Raw genomic sequence first — 17186 nt, 5'->3', positions numbered from 1 at the left:
AGTCCAGCCGCGTCCGGTCCAGCCGCGTCCGGTCCAGCCGCGTCCGGTCCAGCCGCGTCCGGTCCAGCCGCGTCCGGTCCAGCCGTGTCCGGTCCAGCCGTGTCCGGTCCAGCCGTGTCCGGTCCAGCCGTGTCCGGTCCAGCCGTGTCCGGTCCAGCCGTGTCCGGTCCAGCCGCATCCAGGCCGCCAGCCGCATCCAGGCCGCCAGCCGCATCCAGGCCGCCGGTCGCATCCCGGCCGGCGACGCATGCTGGCCGCCGGTCGCATTCCGGCCAGCTGGACGCATGCTGGCCGGCCGAATCCGGGCGGTTGGATCCCGGGCGGTGCCGCCCGAGCTGCAGCCGTCCCGGGCGGTGCCGCCCGAGCTGCAGCCGTCCCGGGTCGCGGCGTCCGGGTGGCAACCGCGCCGGGCCGCGATGGTCGGATGGCACGGGCCGGGGTGGTGGCGTCCGGGCGGCAGTTGCGCCGGCTGGCGGCGTCCGGATGCCACGCCGGGGTAGTGGCGTCCGGGAGGCAGCTGTGCCGGGCTGCGGTCGTTCCGGAGCGGGGGGCTGCCGGCCCCGGATCGTCGCGCTCCAGTGCCGGACGTCCTGCATGGTGGCGGCCGGGGACGCGGCGTTCCGGGCGGCAGATATTCCGGACGGCGGCAAGCTCAGGTGATGGTTGGCCTGGGTGATGGTTGGCCTGGGTGATGGTTGGTCTGGGTGATGGTTGGTCTGGGTGACGGTTGGCCTGGGTGGAAGGGTTCCGGGCGGCTGCGGCTTGGGCTGCGGCCGCCCGGGCATCGGGGGTCCGGGCGGCGGTGTCCTGGCTGGGCACCGCCGCCCGGGTGATGGGCGTCAGGCCGGTTCGATCCAGATGTTGCGGTACTGGACCGGGTTGCCGTGGTCCTGCAGGCGGATCGCGCCGGTGGACGGGCCTTCGGGGATGTTGCCGCCGGTGCCGGCCGGGATCTCGACGTTGTCGTGGACCTTGCGGCCGTTCCAGACGAGGGTGACCCGGGCGTTCGCGGTCTTCGTGCCGGCCGCGTCGTAGCGGGCCGCCCGGAACGTGATGTCGTACTTCTGCCAGGTTTCCGGCGGGGTGGAGGCGTTCACGTCCGGGGCCTTGACCGTGTAGATGGAGCCGGCCTCATTGTTGTCCAGCGTCGGGTCGCCGTACGAGTCGAGGATCTGGATCTCGTATCGTTCCTGCTGGTAGACGCCGCTGTTGCCGCGGTTCTGGCCGGTCACGTCCGGGGGCAGCAGCGGGACCTTGAACTCGACGTGCAGCTTGTAGTCGCCGAACGCCTCCCTGGTGCGCAGGTCACCGCCGCTGACCTGGACGGCACCGCCGTCGACGGCCGGCCATTGCGGGCGGCGCCCGTCGGTGTGCTGCCAGTTGTCCAGGCCGTGGCCGTCGAACAGGGTGATCCGCTTGCCGGGCGGGCGGACGCTGATCAGGTCGAGGTTGACGTGGCCGCTGTCGAGGGCGTCGACGCGGTACTGGATGGTGTTGACGCCCTTGCGCAGCGGCAGGGTCTCGGTGGCCGTGGCCCACTCGTCCCAGGTGATCGTGGAGGGCAGCGCGACCTGGCGGATCTTGCGGCCGTTGACGTGCACGCTGACGGTCTTGGTGCCGGGGGCCGGGTCGGGGCCGTTGGCGTATCGCAGGCCGACCGCGTAGTCGCCGGCCTTGTCCACCGTGACGTGCGAGGTGGTGGACGCGTTCAGTTTGCCGAAACCGGCCACGAAACCGATGCCGGAGAAGCCCCGGTGGTCGGTGGCCAGCGTGGCGCCGCCCTCGCGGTACCCCTCCTCGGCCTCGTAGAAGACCTGCTGTGCCTGGGCGCCGGGGATCTCGTTCAACGTGTACCAGGCCTCGGTGCTCCACAGTGTCTCGCCGTCGGCGGCACTGAACGGGCGCGGGGAGCGCAGGTGCACCACGTGGTCGCGCCGGAGCCCGGCCACGGTCAGGGTGACCGTCTTGCGGTTCGACGACACCGTTGCCGCGGTCACCGGCAGGGTTTCCTGGTCGACCTCCGGGCCGCCGTACTGCTCGGTCGGGACGTAACGCCACTGCTCGATCCCGTACGCGGTGGGCAGCTTGGCGATCGTCGCGTCGGACAGCGGCTTGGTGTATTCGATGGTGAAGCCGGTCGGGGTGGCCTTCATGGTCTTCATGTCGAAGACGTTCGTGCCGTTGGGGGTGAGTTTCTGCAGGCCGAAGCGGAGTTTGCCCTCCTGGCCCCAGTTGCCCTCGGCGCCGAGCCCGCCGAGGTAGATCGCGCCGTCCGGGCCGATCGACACCTCGTTGATGCCGGCCTCGAGGCCCTGGGTGTGCCGGAACACCGCGCCCTGCTCCTGGCCGTGCACGGTTTCCAGTGCCGCCCGCTGCAGGCCGCCGTAGGTGACGTCACCGATGAGCATCTGCCCCTTGTACGGCCCGGAGTTGAGCAGCACCGGCGTGCTGGGGGAGTTGGCGATCTGGTTCTGCGGCAGCCACAGCACCGGCCTGGTCACCGGCTGGGCGTCGTACGGGCCGTCCGGGTTGGTGTAGTGGTTGTAGAACGCGCCCTGCTCGATCTTGAGCAGTTTGTTCGACGGGAGCCAGCCACCCTGGTTGTCGGTGACATAGAGGTTGCCGCCGGGTCCCCAGCCGATGCCGTTCGGGGTGCGCAGCCCGCCGGCGACGGTGGTGACCTTGCCGGTGCGCCGGTTGACCACGATGCTCGTGCCCCGCCCGCCGACCGGCTGCGGGTCGGTGGTCGCGCCGCCCAGGTTGATCGACACCGACAGGTTCAGGTAGAAGTCGCCGTCCTTGTAGAGCAGCCCGAACGCGAACTCGTGGAAGTTGCCCCCGAACGGCCACACCGCGACCGTGCGCCGGGTGTCGAGCACCTCGTCGCCGTTGGTGTCGCGCAGCTCGGTCAGTTCGTGCTTCTGGGAGACGTAGACCATGCCGTCGACCACGGCGATGCCCATCGGTTCCTTCAGGCCGTCCGCGATCTTCTTGTACGTGACCTTGGCCGGCCCGGTCGTGCCGGTCACGTTCTTGACCAGGTAGACCTCACCGGCCAGGGTGTCCGATCCGCCCCACGTGCTGATCACCATGGTGCCGTCGGGCCGCCACGCCATGCCGGAGACCTGCGGCTCGAAGCCCGGCGGCCGCAGGTTCGTCAGCGTGTACCCGGGGTTGACGGCGGTGAGCGGCAGCCCGTCGCCGGGGGTGTCGGTGCCGCCGATGCATTCCTTGCGTCCCGGTGCGGTCACCCGCACCACGCCGGCGTCGGTGCTGAGCGCGCTCGCCGGCACCAGCGTGACGTCACCGGCGCCCGGCGGCTGCCAGGCGAGGGTGAGCTGCTGGCCGCCACCGCGTTCGAAGTATTCGACGCGCAGCGCGTGCACCCCGGCGGTCAGCGTGACCGTGCCGTCCCTGGGTTCGGCGCCGTGCAGCCCGTCGTTGTCGACGACAAGGTTGTCATCGAGCCACAGCTTCGAGCCGTCGTCGCTGGTCAGCCGGAACAGGTAGGCGCCGGCGGCGGGCGCGGTGAGGTTCGCCAGCGCGTGCGTGACGAAGTTGTCCTCCTGGCCGAACTGGTCGGCGGTGGACCAGTCAATCGTGGGCATCAGTTTGTCCACATTGGGGGTCTGCCCGGGCTTGAGCTCACAGATCTTGCTGAGCGGCAGCCCGATGTCGTACGTCCGGAGGGTGACGCCAGGTTCCTGGGGCGGCAGGTCGGCGGCGTACGCCGGTGCCGCGATGAAGGTTCCGACAAGTAAGGCAGCTAGTACCCAACGTTTCATCCGCGCTCCCTGGTTACGGCAACGATTCAGGACCGTAAATATCGTGCGTTGCTTTTGCTCAGGAGTCCACAACTTTCTGCGTGCTAGACAAAAGTCGGGGACGGTACGGTGTCAAACGTGGTGAATTCCGAAGCCGAGGAGCTCGCGGCGATCGCCGACCTGGCCGGCCGACCCGACGAGGAGCGCGAGGGCTACGACCAGCACGACGAGCTGGGCGCGTTCCAGCACGACGGCACCGTCCTCGACGTGCTGGCCGACCTGGTCGACGAGGCCCTGCACCGGGACCGGTGCTACCCGTGGACCGCCGCGCGGGTGCCGCTGCTCGCGGCCCTGGCCGTGGATGAGCGGCTCACCGCCCACCACCGCGCCCGGTTGCTGCTCGACCTCTACCTGATCGCCACGGTCGGCCGCCGTCACGACGAGGAGTCCGCCGACACGATCGCCGCCACCGCCGCGGTGGCCGGTGAGCTGCCGCGCATCCTGGCCCGCACCGGGGATTCCGCCCTGTACGCCCGCCTGGCCGCCGCCCTGGCCGAGGCCTGTTCCGGGTCGGTGGCACCCGGGGAACCGGTCGCGCTCGGGCAGCTGTTGACGGCTGAATGGGAAGCGGCTGAAGATCTTCGCCATCTTTAAGGCTCTCTTATGAAAGCCCTCGCTACGGTCCCCCCATGTTGTCAGTCATGGACGCCGGCCCGCGCCGGCCGCGGGCCCGGGGGATCACCACGCTGACCGGGCAGCGGCTCGACAGCGTCCGGCTCGATCACGCCATCGTGCTGGGCTTCTCCGGTGGCTGCCAGGTGCTGATCGAGACGGTCGCCCATCTGCGGGGCGCGGCCGTCGAGCCGGGCGAGGACACCTCGGACCTGGTGGCCGAGCTGCTCGGCGACACCGTCCGTACGGTTCGCACCGGCCCGGGCGGCGACCTGCGCATCTGCTTCGTCAGCGGTGCGGAACTGGTCGTCGCCGCCGACCCCGACGTCGAGTCCTGGGCCTTCACCGGCCCGGACGGTCAGCTCGTCGTCTGCCTCGCCCACGGCGAGATCGCGGTCTGGGGCGACGCGCGGGCGTGAACCACGACGTCCACGGCCGCCCGAGGTGGTGCGGGCGGCCGCGGACGTCGTACGGTCAGAAGCGCTTGAAGACCGCCAGGGCGGGCAGTGCGCGGTCGTCGTAGCCGAACAGTGCCTGGTTCTCCCAGCCGTCACCGGACGCCGGGTCGGCCGGGTCCCAGCCCGCGCCGTCGGCGGCGGTCCAGGTGGCCTCCCAGTAGAAGACGCCCAGGCCGCCGGGCACGCCGGCCACCACGGTCAGGATGTCGCGCAGCGCGTCGGACTGACCCCGCGGCATGGCGGGATAGCCGCCGGCCTCGGCCAGCGACGCGGTGAAGATGTTGGTCTCGTGGTCGTTCTCGGCGGTGGTGAAGCCGTACGCGGTCTCGGCCACCATGACCGGCTTGCCGTACCGGGTCTGCAGGTCGATCAGGTTGGCCTGCAGTTCGCTGAGCGACCCGTGCCAGTACACGTAGTGCGACACCGCGATGACGTCGAACGGCACACCGCGGGCCACGGCCTGGTCGAACCACCAGCGGTGGCCGCCGTTGTTGCCGCCCTCGGCCAGGTGCAGCACGACCCTGGTGCGCGGTGACGCGGCCTTTACGGCGTTGCTGCCGGAGGTGAGCAGCGCGGCCAGGCCGTCCCAGTTGTCCCAGCGGCCGTCGGGCCAGAGCATGCCGCCGTTGATCTCGTTGCCGACCTGGGCCATGTCGGCCGGGGTGCCCTGCCTGCGCAGCGCGGTCAGCACGCCGTACGTGTGGTCGTAGACGGCCTGCACGAGCTCCTCGAAGGACAGGTTCGCCCAGGCCGCGGGCTTGTTCTGCTTGCCCGGGTCGGCCCAGGCGTCGGAGTAGTGGAAGTCGATGAGCAGTTTCTGCCCGGCGGCGTGCGCGCGGCGGGCCTTGGTCAACGTGTCGGCGAGGTTGTTGTAACCGTCGACCGGGTCGACCCACACCTTGAGCCGGATGTGGTCGACGTTGTTCGCCGCGAGCAGCGCGAACGGGTCACGGCGGGCACCGCCGGCGGTGCGGTAGACCGCGCCGTGCGCCTCGTTCTTGCTGAGGTGCGACACGTCGGCGCCGGTGACGGCGAGCGGGGTGCCCGGCGCGGAGGTGGACCGGTCCAGGCTGACGTCGTCGAAATCGGTCCACTGCCCGGCCGCGGCCCGGGAATGCAGCACGACGGTGCAGCGGCCCGCGGCTGCGACGCGGGCGGTCACGGCAAGACGGACCCAGCCATCGCCGGTACGGGGGATCGCGGCGCGTTGGTCCGCCGAGCCGCAACCGCTCAGGGCGGCGTAGGCGTCGGGCTGGTTCCCGGAGGAGCGGACCCGCAGGCTCAGCGTGTACGTGCCCCGCTTCAGGCCGGTGACCTGCTGGCGGGTGGTCACCTGGTAGGCGCCGCTCCCGGTCCGGTGGGTGAGGTGGCCGTCCTGCACGAGGCTCGCGTCCCTGGCCCCGGTCTCGGTCCAGCCCGCGGGCCGCTGCCCGGCCCCGGCCTCGAAGTCCGGGTTGACGAGCGCACCTCGGGCCTCAGCCGCGGCGGCCGGGCCGGCGAGCAGGCCCGCGGCGATCACGCCGACCGCGGTGACTACTGGCAATCTCCGTAACATGGCGCCCTTTCTGTGAGCGCTCCCAAAAGATGATCATGATGGTGAGCTGCTCATATGCATGTCGTGTGAGAGAAACGTGCTGGAAACACTGTGAGCGCTCACACAACCAAAGGGGACTGTCGATGTCAAGGGCGGCACAATGTGGACGTGACTGATCCCCGCCGCGTCCGCACCCGCCCCACGATGGACGAGGTCGCCGCCGCGGCCGGGGTCTCCCGGGGCACCGTGTCCCGCGTGCTGAACGGCGGCCACAACGTCAGCCGCGACGCGCTCGACGCGGTGGAGCGGGCCATCCGCAGGACCGGCTACTCGCCCAACCCGCACGCCCGCAGCCTGGTCACCCAGCGGTCCGGCTCGGTGGCGTTCATCCTCAACGAGGCCCAGGACCGGCTCTTCGAGGACCCGACGTTCCACTACCTGCTGCGCGGCTGCACCCAGGCGCTCGCCGCGCACGACATCACGCTGGTGCTCACCGTCGTGGAGTCCGAGGACGACCGGCAACGGGTCCGCCGCTGGATCAGCGCCGGCCACGTCGACGGCGCGCTGCTGGTCTCCGGCCACCAGGGCAGCCCGCTGCTCGGCGACCTGCTCACCCAGCAGGTGCCGGTCGTCGTCTCCGGCCGCCCGCTCGGCCATGAACGCCAGGTCAGCTATGCCGCCGTCGACGACCGCGACGGGGCCCGCCAGGTCGCCACCCACCTGCGCGCCCAGGGCCGGCGCCGGATCGCCATCATCACCGGCCCGCAGGACACCTCCGGCGGCGTCGACCGGCTGGCCGGCTTCACCGACGTCCTCGGCACACCCGACCCGCTGCTCGTGGCGACCGGCGACTACACCGAGGCGTCCGGCGAGATGGCCATGGCGACCCTGCTGCACCGCGCCCCGGACCTCGACGCGGTCTTCGCCTGCTCCGACGTGATGGCCGCCGGCGCGATGACGACCCTGCACCGGGCCGGCCGCACCATCCCGGACGACGTCGCCGTGGCCGGCTTCGACGACGCCAAGCTCGCCGCCGGGTCCCGCCCCCCGCTCACCACGGTCCGCCAGCCCTGGCACCGGCTCAGCGCCGAGATGGTCCGCCTCCTGCTGGCCCGCATCGACGGCGACGGCCCCTCCGCGGTGATCCTCCCCGCGGACCTGGTCACCCGGCAGTCGACCTGACTCAGCCCCAGAACAGCGGCCGGTCCGTCCCGGCGGCGATCCGCCGGGGCGCCGAGGTGCCCGACCCGTCGAGCGCGGCGGTGTACCAGCCGGCCGGGTCCTGGACGGCGACCGACCGGCCGTCCGGCGCGGGGAACAGCGGCAGCGACCGGGCGTCACCGGGTGGTGCCAGCTCCCGCATGGTGGCGGCCGGGCCCAGCGTGAGCAGCGCCACCGTGCCGTAATACTGGGCTTGCTCGTCGCTCACGGCACTGCACAGCAGCTGATCGGTGTCGATGGCGGCCGGGCAGTCATAGTGGAACTCGCCGCCCCCGGGGGAGACCCCGTAGGCCGACCCGCCGTCGATCTCGTCCCCGGTGGACCAGACCCGGACCTCGGAGACGTCCACGCCGTCGATCGCGGAGCGCTTCTCGACGCGCTCCGGCGCGCCACCCTCGTCCCTCGGCGCCGTCGCCGGCTCCGCCGGGTCCACCGACACGATCCGGCCGCTCAGGCCCGGGCCGCTGTCCACGGCCCGGACCCGCCCGTCGGCGCCGAACGAGGGACCTTCGTAGCACCGCTCACCGGTCCAGCTCGCGCTGTCGGCGAAGATGTCGCCGGTCAGGGTGGCGACCCGCAGCTCGCAGTCCTCGACGTACGCGTACCGGCTCATCGCCGCGTCGAACGACGACCGTCGCACGCCGAGATCGTTGCCGGGAATGACCGCCCGGCCCACCTGGTCGCCGGTGGTGATGTCCCGCACGACGAGCGTCGTCTGCTCGTCCGAGGTGGCCTCGCGGGCGAACACGACCCCCGGGGGCAGCCCGGCCCGCACCGGTTCGTCCTCCGTGTCGCAGCCGCTGAGCAGCATCAGCAGTACCGGGATCATCGCCGTCCGGCGCATGGGGGACCCCCGTCAGGTCGTCGTGAGTACAGCAGGCACCACCTCCATCTTCCAGGTGCGGGGATCGATCGCCGTGCCTCCGGACGGAAAACTTCAGGTGTCAGATCCGCAGCTGAACAGGGAGAATCCGATGCCGAGATCCCGTACCGTCGCCCGGGTGGTCACCGCTGTCACGGTTGCCGGGGGTGTCGCGATCGGCGGTGTCCTCATGGCGCCGTCGTCCGATGCCTCGCTCACGGCGAAGCCTGGCACCGATGCCGTGCAGCGCAGTGTGGACCAGCTGGTCAGCGTCGACCGGTTTCCCGGGGCGCTGGCCTCGGTGCGGCAGGCCGACGGGCGGGTCCGCAACTACACCGCCGGGGTCGCCGACCTGAGGACCCGGGCGACGATGCCGGTCGACGCCCGGGTGCGGCTGGCCAGCAACACCAAGATGTTCACCGCCACGGTCGTGCTCCAGCTGGTGGGGGAGGACAAGGTCAGGCTGGACGAGCCGGTCGAGACGTATCTGCCGGGCCTGGTGCGCGGGGACGGCATCGACGGGCGGGAGATCACCGTACGGCAGCTGTTGCAGCAGACCAGCGGGCTGCAGGATTACGACGAGGAGCTGTTCGCCGACTTCGTGAACGCGCTGCACACCTATGTGGAGCCGCACGACTTGCTGCGGATCGCGTTCGCCAGGAAGCCGGATTCGCGGCCGGGGGAGAAGTTCGCGTACAGCAACACCAATTACATCCTGGCCGGGCTCATCGTGCAGAAGGTCACCGGGCGCCCGGTGGGGGAGCAGATCACGAAGCGCATCATCGAGCCGCTGGGGCTGCGGCACACGTACTGGCCGGCCGAGGGTGAGCTGACGATCCGCGGCGCCCATCCGCACGGCTACTTCCCGGCGGCGGACGGCGGCGCCCCGGCCGACATCACCGAGTCCGAGCCGTCCGGTGGCTGGGCCGCGGGTGCGCTGGTGGGCCCGCCGAGCGACGTCAACACGTTCCTGACCGGACTGCTCGGCGGCAAACTGCTCAAGCCGGCCCAGCTCGCGGAGATGAAGAAGACGGTGGACGCGCCGGGGTTCGACACGGTCGGCGGTTCCCGGTACGGCCTCGGCCTGGCGACCTTCAAGCTGAGCTGCGGTGGCTTCGCGTGGACCCACGGCGGCGTGGCCCCCGGATACGTCACCTACGTCGGGATCGCCCCGTCCGGGCGGGCGGCGACGATCGGCGTCAACTCCATGATCACCGACGTCTCGGCCGCCCAGCACCTGGACCGGTCGTTGGACACCGCGCTCTGCCGGTAGCCGAACGGTCAGTGATCGTCGGCCCCGTGCCATTGCAGCAGCAGGATGGTGGCGTCGTCCTGCAACCAGTCCTGCTGGTAGTCGAGGATGTCGTGCACCAGCCGGCGCGCGGTCTCGGCCGGGGGCAGTTCGTCGGCGAGGGCCCGGGTTGCGAAGTCGATCAGCCGGTCGATCCCGAACGGGGTGCCGTCCTCGCCGCGGGCCTCGGTGATCCCGTCGGTGTACAGCAGCACCTGGTCACCGGGCTCGAGGGCTTCCCGGATCACCACCGGGGGCCGGCGGTCACCGAGCGTCACGGGCAGTGCGGTGGGGGTGGGCAGCACGGTGACCACCCGGCCGCCGCGCACCACGATGCCGCTGGGGTGCCCGGCGGAGATGACCTGAAGGACACCGGTGACCTGGTCGAGCTCGGCGAGCACCGCGGTGATCATGCCGGTGCGGTCGTGGTCACGGACGGCGTCGTCGAGGTGGTGGTAGGTCGCGGTCAGGTCCATGCCGCCGCGGCGGGCGTTGCGGTAGGCGGCCAGGGCGATGGACGCCAGGATCACCGCTCGCATGCCGCCCGCGGAGCCGTGCCCGACGGCGTCGAACAGGGCCAGGTGGGCGGTGTCCTCGTTGACCGCGTAGTCGAACGCGTCGCCGCCGACGTCGTAGCAGGGCTCGAGGATGCCGGCGATGACGAGCCGGCTGGTGGCGAACGTCAGCGGGGGCAACTGGGCCCGCAGCATCTCGGCGGCCAGCCGCATCGGCTCCCGCCGGCGCAGCCGCTCGATGGTGTCGCTGTAGAGATCGCAGGTCACCACCAGCTCGCCGACGAGCGCGGCGACCGTGGCGTAGTCGTCGACGGCCAGCTCGCTCAGCGGCCCGCCGGTGACCACCTCGAGCACCCCCATGCGCTCGCTGCCGTCCAGCAGCGGGACCCACACGACATGCTTCGCGTCACCGCCGGTGACCTGCGGTTTCACGGTGGAGAACGCGCGCCCCGCGACGGTGCCGTCGACCAGGACCGGCTCGCGCCGGGGTGCTTGCTCACCCTGCAGGGGAAGCAGCTCGCGCTGCCGGTGGTCGACCACGTAGATCACCAGCGAGGTGACGCCGAGCAGGCCGGCGGCCTGCATGACCATGGCGGAGAGATTCTCCGGACGGGCCTGGTAGCCCTGGCGGATCAGCTGCCGGATCGCGGACAGGGTGCTCATGCGCACCTCCTTGTCCGGCGTCGGCACCGGCACGACCGCCGAGTCAACCAGACAGCCGGGTAGAATGCGAATGAGCTGGGGAAATCAGACACACGGCCGGTCGGTAAGCTGCTCTCCCGTGACCGGTTCCCGGCTGTTTCGTGTCGCTGTCCTGGTCCTCGAGGGGGCGAAGCCGCTCGACGTCGGGATCCCGGCGCAGGTCTTCACGACCCGGGCCAGCATGCCGTACGAGGTCCGGGTGTGCGGCCCCGCGCCGGGTCTCGTGACCGGTGGGGACGGGTTGTCCTACCACGTCGCGGACGGGCTGGACGCGCTCGGCTGGGCCGACATCGTGTTCATCCCCGGCTACCGCTTCCCGGACCGGGAGGATCCGCCGCGGGCCGTCGTGCAGGCACTGGTCGCCGCACACGACCGGGGTGCGCGCCTCGCGGCGATCTCGACCGGGGCGTTCGCGCTCGCCGCCACCGGCCTGCTCGACGGCCGGCGGGCCACCACGCACTGGCACTACACGCGGGCGTTCGCGGCGAAGTACCCGCACGTGCGCCTCGACGAGAACGTGCTGTTCGTCGACGAGGGCCGGGTACTCACCTCGGCCGGTGCCGCGTCGGGTCTCGACCTGTGCCTGCACATCCTGCGGGGTGACCTGGGGGTGGCCGCGTCGAACCACGCGGCCCGCCGGCTGGTGGCCGCCCCCTACCGCAGCGGCGGCCAGGCGCAGTATGTGCCGCGCAGTGTGCCCGAGCCGCTCAGCGAGCGGTTCGCCGCGACCCGGGAATGGGCGCTGGGCCGGCTCGGCGAGCACCTGACGCTGGAGGCACTGGCCCGGCACGCGGCGGTGTCCCCGCGCACGTTCTCCCGGCGCTTCGTCGACGACACCGGGTACACCCCGATGCAGTGGGTGCTGCGGGCCCGCATCGACGTGGCCCGGGAGCTGCTCGAACGCTCCGAGCGCACGATCGAGCAGATCGCGTCCGACGCGGGGCTCGGCACCAGCGCGAACCTGCGCCGGTATTTCCAGCGCATCCTGGGCACCTCGCCGCGCGACTACCGGCGCACGTTCACCCAGGGGACGTGACGGTGGCGGGATCGTTGCGAACAGTGGCGTGCGCGCCACTGTCACGGGCCGGTCCCGGCGACGAGTCTGGAGGACATGACTCGTATCGCCATCAACGGATTCGGCCGCATCGGCCGCAACGCGCTGCGTGCCCTGCTGGAGCGCGACAGCAAGCTGGAGGTCGTCGCCGTCAACGATCTCGGGGAGCCGGCGGCATTGGCCCGGCTGCTCGCGTACGACACGACGGCCGGCCGCCTCGGCCGCCCGGTGACCGTGGACGGGGACACCCTGGTCGTCGACGGCCGCCGGATCCGGGTGCTCGCCGAGCGCGACCCGGCGCTGCTGCCCTGGGGCGAGCTGGGCGTGGACCTCGTGCTGGAGTCGACCGGCCGCTTCACCTCGGCGCCCGCGGCCCGCGCCCACCTGGCCGCCGGTGCGCGCAAGGTGCTGGTCAGCGCGCCGTCCGACGGTGCCGACGTCACGCTCGCCTACGGCGTCAACACCGGGGAGTACGACCCGGCCGCCCACACGGTCGTGTCGAACGCGTCGTGCACGACCAACGCGCTCGCGCCGCTGGCCTCGGTGCTCGACGACCTGGCCGGCATCGAGCACGGCTTCATGACCACGGTGCACGCGTACACGCAGGAGCAGAACCTGCAGGACGGCCCGCACCGCGACGCCCGCCGGGCCCGCGCCGCCGCGGTCAACATCGTGCCGACCACGACCGGCGCGGCCACGGCGATCGGCGTGGTGCTGCCCCGCCTCGCCGGGAAGCTGTCCGGCGACTCGATCCGGGTGCCGGTGCCGGTCGGCTCGATCGTGGAGCTCAACACCACCGTCGAGCGGGACGTCACCCGCGACGAGGTGCTGGCGGCCTACCGCGCGGCGGCGGACGGTCCGCTCGCCGGGATCCTGGAGTACTCGCAGGACGCGCTGGTGTCGTCGGACATCACCGGCAACCCGGCGTCGGCGATCTTCGACTCGGCCCTCACCCGGGTCGACGGCCGGCACATCAAGGTCGTCGCCTGGTACGACAACGAGTGGGCCTTCTCGCACCGGGTCGTCGACACCCTGGAGCTGCTCGCGGGCTCCTGATCACCAGCCCAGGTAGCTGCGGGTCAGGGCGGCGATGTGCTCGACCGCCCCGATGCCGGCCTGCTGATCGGGGTGTCCGCGCGACAGCACGGACACCGCCACGTCGGTGTCGTCACCACTGACGCGCCCGGTGCTGGTGACGATCCAGCGGCCCCCCTCGGTGGAGCGCGACAGCCAGCCGTTCTTGAGCGAGGTGCGCTCGCCCTCGAACGCCGCCGCGCTGACACCCCAGTTCTGGTCGGCGTTGACCGACGCCATGAGCCCCAGGATCAGCTCCCGGGACGCCCTGGTCAACGGGCTGCCGGCGGCGGTGAGGGCGAGGAGCATCCGGGTCTGGTCGGCGGCCGTGGTGGTGCTCAGGCCGAAGCGCGTGGCCGGGTCGGTGTCGTCGAGGCCGAGCCGGTGGCAGGCGTCCCGCAGCGCGCCGGGGCCGCCGAGGTCGTCGTAGATCCGGGTCGCCGCCGCGTTGTCGCTGGCCCGGATCATCCTCTCGGCCCGGGACCGTTCGGCGCCGCTGAGCGTACGGTTCTCGTCCTGCGCCCGCAGCAGCAACGCCGCCAGCAGCTCGACCTTGATCACGCTGGCCGCTTCGAACGGCTTGTCGCCGTGGTAGTCGAATGTGCGCCCGGTCCGGCGGTCGACCACGGACACGGCGAAGTCCGGGACGGTGGCGGTGTAGTCGTCGAGGGCCCGGGTCAGCTGTTGCCTGCGTTGCGGCCACGAGCCGGTCGCCTTGGACCGGTCGACCAGCTCGCCGGGCTGGGGTCCCGGGAACACCACGCCGGGGCCTTTGCTGATCGTGGTGTCGAGCGTCTTCAGGTCGGCGCCCTCCCGGCGGCCCACGTCGGCCGCCGGGGCGAGCGCCGGTGCCGGGCGTCCGCGCAGGGCGTTCGACAGGAACGAGCGCCATATCCCGTACGGCATCCCGTCGCCGTTGATCGTCCTGCCGTTCTTCTGCCTGATCGGCCCGGGCTTGTCGCGTCCGACCCACGTCACCGCGGCGAGGCCGGGTGCCCATCCGGCGGTCCACGCGTCGGACGAGTCGGTGGTGTCGGCCCACTGCTGGGAGCCGGTCTTCGCGGCCGCGTGCACGCCGGGCACCCGGCCGTCCCGCTCGACGACCTTGGCCAGTACGGCGCCCACATCGGCGGCCACGTCGGGGGAGAGCACCTTCTCGGAGCGCACGTCGTGCCGGTGCAGCACGGCTTGGGTGGCGGTGGACACGGACACGACGAAGTGGCGTTCCGTGCGCCGCCCACCGCCGGCCAGCGTGGCGTACAGCGTCGCCATGTCGGCCGGGGCGACCGGATAGCGGCCCAGGGCGATGTCGGAACGGGTGCGCCCGGGGGACGGCTCGCCCGCGACGTCGACCAGGGTCCGCTGCCTGCCGTATCTCACGGGCACGCCGAGGCGGTGCGCGACCCCGCGGACGGTGTCCGGGCCGATCTGTTCGGCCAGCGCGTAGAACGGGGTGTTGAGCGAGTGCACCATCGCGGTGTCCAGCGGGCAGATCGGGCACTGCAGGTTCTTCTGGTTGTACAGCGGGGCGCCGCCCCGGTCCCCGAACAACCGGGGTGAACTGCCGTTGTACATCGACTGGTAGCTGATGCCGCGTTCCTCGGCGGCGGCGAGCACGACCGGTTTGAACGTCGACGCGGGCGGCCGGGCGGCCAGCGCGTCGTCGAAGAAGCCCCGGCCACGGTCGCCGCCGTAGTAGGCGCGCACCCCGCCGTCGTCCGGGTCGACGGCCACGAGCGCGGCGCGCAGTTCCCCGGGTTGCCCGCGCAACGCCTTGCCGATGCTCTCGGTGGCGGCGGTCTGGGCGTCGGCGTCGATCGTGGTGGTGACCTGCAGACCTCCGGTGCGGAACTGCTGCGGGGTGACCCCGGCACGCATGAGCTCGTCCTCGACCCGGTCCACGATCAGGCCGGTGGGGCCGCTCACCGCGTTCGCGGTCAGCGACTCGGCGGCCACCGCGGGATAGGTGGCCTGCTCAGCGGTGTCCGCGGGGAGCCAGCCCTGCTCGGCCATCGCGCGCAGGATCCAGCGCCACCGGTCCTGCGCCCACTCGCGGTCCACGGCCGGGTCGCCCCGGGTCGGATCCTTGATGATCGCGGCGAGCACGGCTCCCTGGAACACGGTGAGGTGCTCGGCGCCCGTACCGAAATAGGCGCGCGCGGCGGCCTCGATGCCGTCGGCGTTGCGGCCGAAGTAGATGGTGTTGAGGTAGCGCTCGAGGATCTCGTCCTTGGTCCAGCGGTTCTCGGCCTTCAGCGCGAGCGCGGCCTCCCTGGCCTTGCGCCCGGCGGTCCGTTCCTGGGTGAGGTAGGCGTTGCGGGCGTACTGCTGGGTGATGGTCGAGGCGCCCTGACCGTCGTCGTGGACCACGTTGGTCCACAGCGCGCGGGCCAGCCCGCGCACCGAGATCCCGGCGTGACCGTAGAAATCGCGGTCCTCGGCGGCCAGGAACGCCCGGCGTACCGGCTCGGGGACCCGGTCCAGCGTGACGTCGGTGCGGTCGGTCAGCCCGATCCGGGCCAGCACCGTGTGCCCGTCGCGGTAATACAGCACCGAGGCCTGTGGCGGCACCGGGTCGGGCGGCAGGTCCACGCTCGCCACGTAGCCGGACGCGACGGCGACGAGGGCCGTCATGAGCACCGCGAGCACCGCCACGGTCCGCCGGAGCCAGCGCGGGAGCCATCGCGGCGCCACGATCCGTACACCTCTCGGCATGGGGTGTGTCCCTTCGCGTCCGGTGGGGCGCGGCCGCGCCCTCCCTGAAGACGGGCGAAGGGGCGATCGTGGGGTCATAGAGACCGAAAATGATAGGTATTGACTTGCATCGATATCAGGCTTAGCGTGCTGGAAAGCGCTTACCTGAGGGACGTTCCCCCCGCTGCGGCAGAACCCGGCGGGGAGGCACCGCCGTCCCCACTCGCGCCGAACCGGCCCGCTGCCTTCACCGACGGCGGACTTCAGCCGGAAAACCTGTCTCTGCTGCTTCCCGGCAGCACCCGCTCCCAAGGGAGGACTCTCCATGCTCGCAATGCCCAAGACGACGGCGGTCCGCACCGTCGTCGCCGCACTCTCGGCCACCGTCCTGGCCGTCGGCGGTGCTCAGATCGTCGGCCACTCGGCGGCCGTCGCCGCGGAGTCGAGCCCGGTCGGGTTCGCCAGTCTCAACGGCGGCACCTCCGGCGGCTCGGCGAGCACCGTGGTCACCGTGACCTCGGCGTCCGCGCTGAAGACGGCGCTGTCGTCCAGCACCTCGCAGACCGTCAAGGTCTCCGGCCTGATCACGATCTCCGGCATGTACAGCGTCGCGTCGAACAAGACGGTGCTCGGCGTCGGTTCCGGCTCCGGCATCTCCGGCGGCGGCCTGAACCTGTCCGGCGTCAAGAACGTGATCATCCGCAACCTGGTCTTCAAGAACGCCGCCGACGACTCGATCAACGTGCAGTCCAGCACCACGAACGTGTGGATCGACCACAACGACCTGTCCAACGGGTACGACGGGTTGATCGACATCAAGCGTGGCTCGGACTTCATCACGGTGTCGTGGAACCACCTGCACGACCACGACAAGTCGATGCTGCTCGGTCACAGCGACGACAACAGTGCCGAGGACCTGGGCCACCTGCGCGTCACGTACGTGCACAACTGGTTCGACGGCACCAACCAGCGCCACCCCCGGGTCCGCTTCGCCAATCCGGTCCACGTGCTCAACAACTACTACAGCAACGTCGGTTCGTACGGCGTGGCCTCCACCGAGAACGCGGGGGTCTTCGTCGAGCGCAACTACTTCGAGAACGTCGCCAACCCGACGATCACCCAGACCGGTGACTCCGACGCCGGCAACCTCAAGGTCCTGAACAACTACAAGGTCAACTCGGGTACGGAGCAGGTCCGCAACGGCGCCAGCGTCGCGGCGATCCCCTACTCCTACACGCCGGAGGCCAACAGCACGGTCAAGGCCACCGTCACCGCGGGTGCCGGCACCGGCAAGATCTGACCGGTACGGACCATGGTGCCCGGCCACTCCCACGGCCGGGCACCA

12 protein-coding genes and 1 pseudogene are annotated in these 17186 nt (G+C 71.5%); 7 read left to right on the top strand and 6 right to left on the bottom strand.

Annotation, left to right across the window (positions count from 1 at the left end; genetic code table 11):
- Window positions 1-16 precede the first annotated feature (16 nt).
- Together ACIA6A_RS17740 and ACIA6A_RS17735 are read right to left on the bottom strand one after the other, a co-directional pair.
- Window positions 17-178 (bottom strand): annotated as a pseudogene (locus tag ACIA6A_RS17740) (pentapeptide repeat-containing protein); the annotation flags it as partial.
- A 661-nt stretch (window positions 179-839) separates the two neighbouring features.
- Window positions 840-3785, bottom strand: coding sequence for a family 16 glycoside hydrolase (locus ACIA6A_RS17735; RefSeq protein ID WP_396098747.1), 2946 nt, complete (start codon window positions 3783-3785; stop codon window positions 840-842).
- Between the two features lie 117 nt (window positions 3786-3902).
- Between ACIA6A_RS17735 and ACIA6A_RS17730 the strand changes: the two genes are divergently transcribed.
- Window positions 3903-4418 (top strand): hypothetical protein, encoded by a 516-nt coding sequence (locus ACIA6A_RS17730; RefSeq protein WP_396098746.1) that lies wholly within the window; start codon window positions 3903-3905, stop codon window positions 4416-4418.
- Between the two features lie 35 nt (window positions 4419-4453).
- On the top strand, window positions 4454-4855 hold the full coding sequence (locus ACIA6A_RS17725; protein ID WP_396098745.1) for a DUF6188 family protein: 402 nt from the start codon (window positions 4454-4456) through the stop codon (window positions 4853-4855).
- A gap of 55 nt (window positions 4856-4910) precedes the next feature.
- Here ACIA6A_RS17725 and ACIA6A_RS17720 read toward each other — a convergent pair whose 3' ends face one another.
- Window positions 4911-6437, bottom strand: coding sequence for an arabinogalactan endo-beta-1,4-galactanase (locus tag ACIA6A_RS17720; protein WP_396098744.1), 1527 nt, complete (start codon window positions 6435-6437; stop codon window positions 4911-4913).
- A gap of 159 nt (window positions 6438-6596) precedes the next feature.
- On the opposite strand from ACIA6A_RS17720, the gene ACIA6A_RS17715 reads away from it, so the two are divergent.
- Window positions 6597-7610 carry a LacI family DNA-binding transcriptional regulator gene (locus tag ACIA6A_RS17715; protein ID WP_396098743.1) on the top strand — a complete coding sequence of 338 codons (1014 nt, stop codon included), beginning with the start codon at window positions 6597-6599 and terminating at the stop codon, window positions 7608-7610.
- Window position 7611: 1 nt separating this feature from the next.
- Here the strand turns inward: ACIA6A_RS17715 and ACIA6A_RS17710 are convergent, their stop codons facing one another.
- The gene (locus ACIA6A_RS17710) at window positions 7612-8493 is read right to left on the bottom strand and encodes a hypothetical protein (protein ID WP_396098742.1); all 882 of its coding nucleotides are present in this window, start codon (window positions 8491-8493) and stop codon (window positions 7612-7614) included.
- Between the two features lie 130 nt (window positions 8494-8623).
- Here ACIA6A_RS17710 and ACIA6A_RS17705 point away from each other — a divergent pair, with 130 nt between their 5' ends.
- The gene (locus ACIA6A_RS17705) at window positions 8624-9784 is read left to right on the top strand and encodes a serine hydrolase domain-containing protein (protein WP_396098741.1); all 1161 of its coding nucleotides are present in this window, start codon (window positions 8624-8626) and stop codon (window positions 9782-9784) included.
- A gap of 8 nt (window positions 9785-9792) precedes the next feature.
- Here ACIA6A_RS17705 and ACIA6A_RS17700 read toward each other — a convergent pair whose 3' ends face one another.
- A complete protein-coding gene (locus ACIA6A_RS17700; RefSeq protein WP_396098740.1) occupies window positions 9793-10980 on the bottom strand; it encodes a PP2C family protein-serine/threonine phosphatase in 1188 nt (395 codons plus the stop codon).
- A 118-nt stretch (window positions 10981-11098) separates the two neighbouring features.
- Between ACIA6A_RS17700 and ACIA6A_RS17695 the strand changes: the two genes are divergently transcribed.
- Together ACIA6A_RS17695 and gap are read left to right on the top strand one after the other, a co-directional pair.
- Window positions 11099-12055, top strand: coding sequence for a GlxA family transcriptional regulator (locus ACIA6A_RS17695; RefSeq protein WP_396098739.1), 957 nt, complete (start codon window positions 11099-11101; stop codon window positions 12053-12055).
- Between the two features lie 75 nt (window positions 12056-12130).
- Window positions 12131-13129, top strand: coding sequence for a type I glyceraldehyde-3-phosphate dehydrogenase (gene gap / locus ACIA6A_RS17690; RefSeq protein ID WP_396098738.1), 999 nt, complete (start codon window positions 12131-12133; stop codon window positions 13127-13129).
- Here the strand turns inward: gap and ACIA6A_RS17685 are convergent, their stop codons facing one another.
- Window positions 13130-15862, bottom strand: a complete 2733-nt coding sequence (locus ACIA6A_RS17685) for a transglycosylase domain-containing protein (RefSeq protein WP_396098737.1) — start codon at window positions 15860-15862, stop codon at window positions 13130-13132.
- 304 nt (window positions 15863-16166) lie between these two features.
- Here ACIA6A_RS17685 and ACIA6A_RS17680 point away from each other — a divergent pair, with 304 nt between their 5' ends.
- Entirely contained in the window at window positions 16167-17141 is a 975-nt protein-coding gene (locus tag ACIA6A_RS17680) for a polysaccharide lyase family 1 protein (RefSeq protein WP_396098736.1), read from the top strand.
- Window positions 17142-17186: the final 45 nt, after the last annotated feature.

This window comes from Actinoplanes sp. NPDC051494, assembly GCF_044454705.1.
Lineage (GTDB): Bacteria > Actinomycetota > Actinomycetes > Mycobacteriales > Micromonosporaceae > Actinoplanes.
This window is presented reverse-complemented; position numbering and strand designations above follow the sequence as displayed.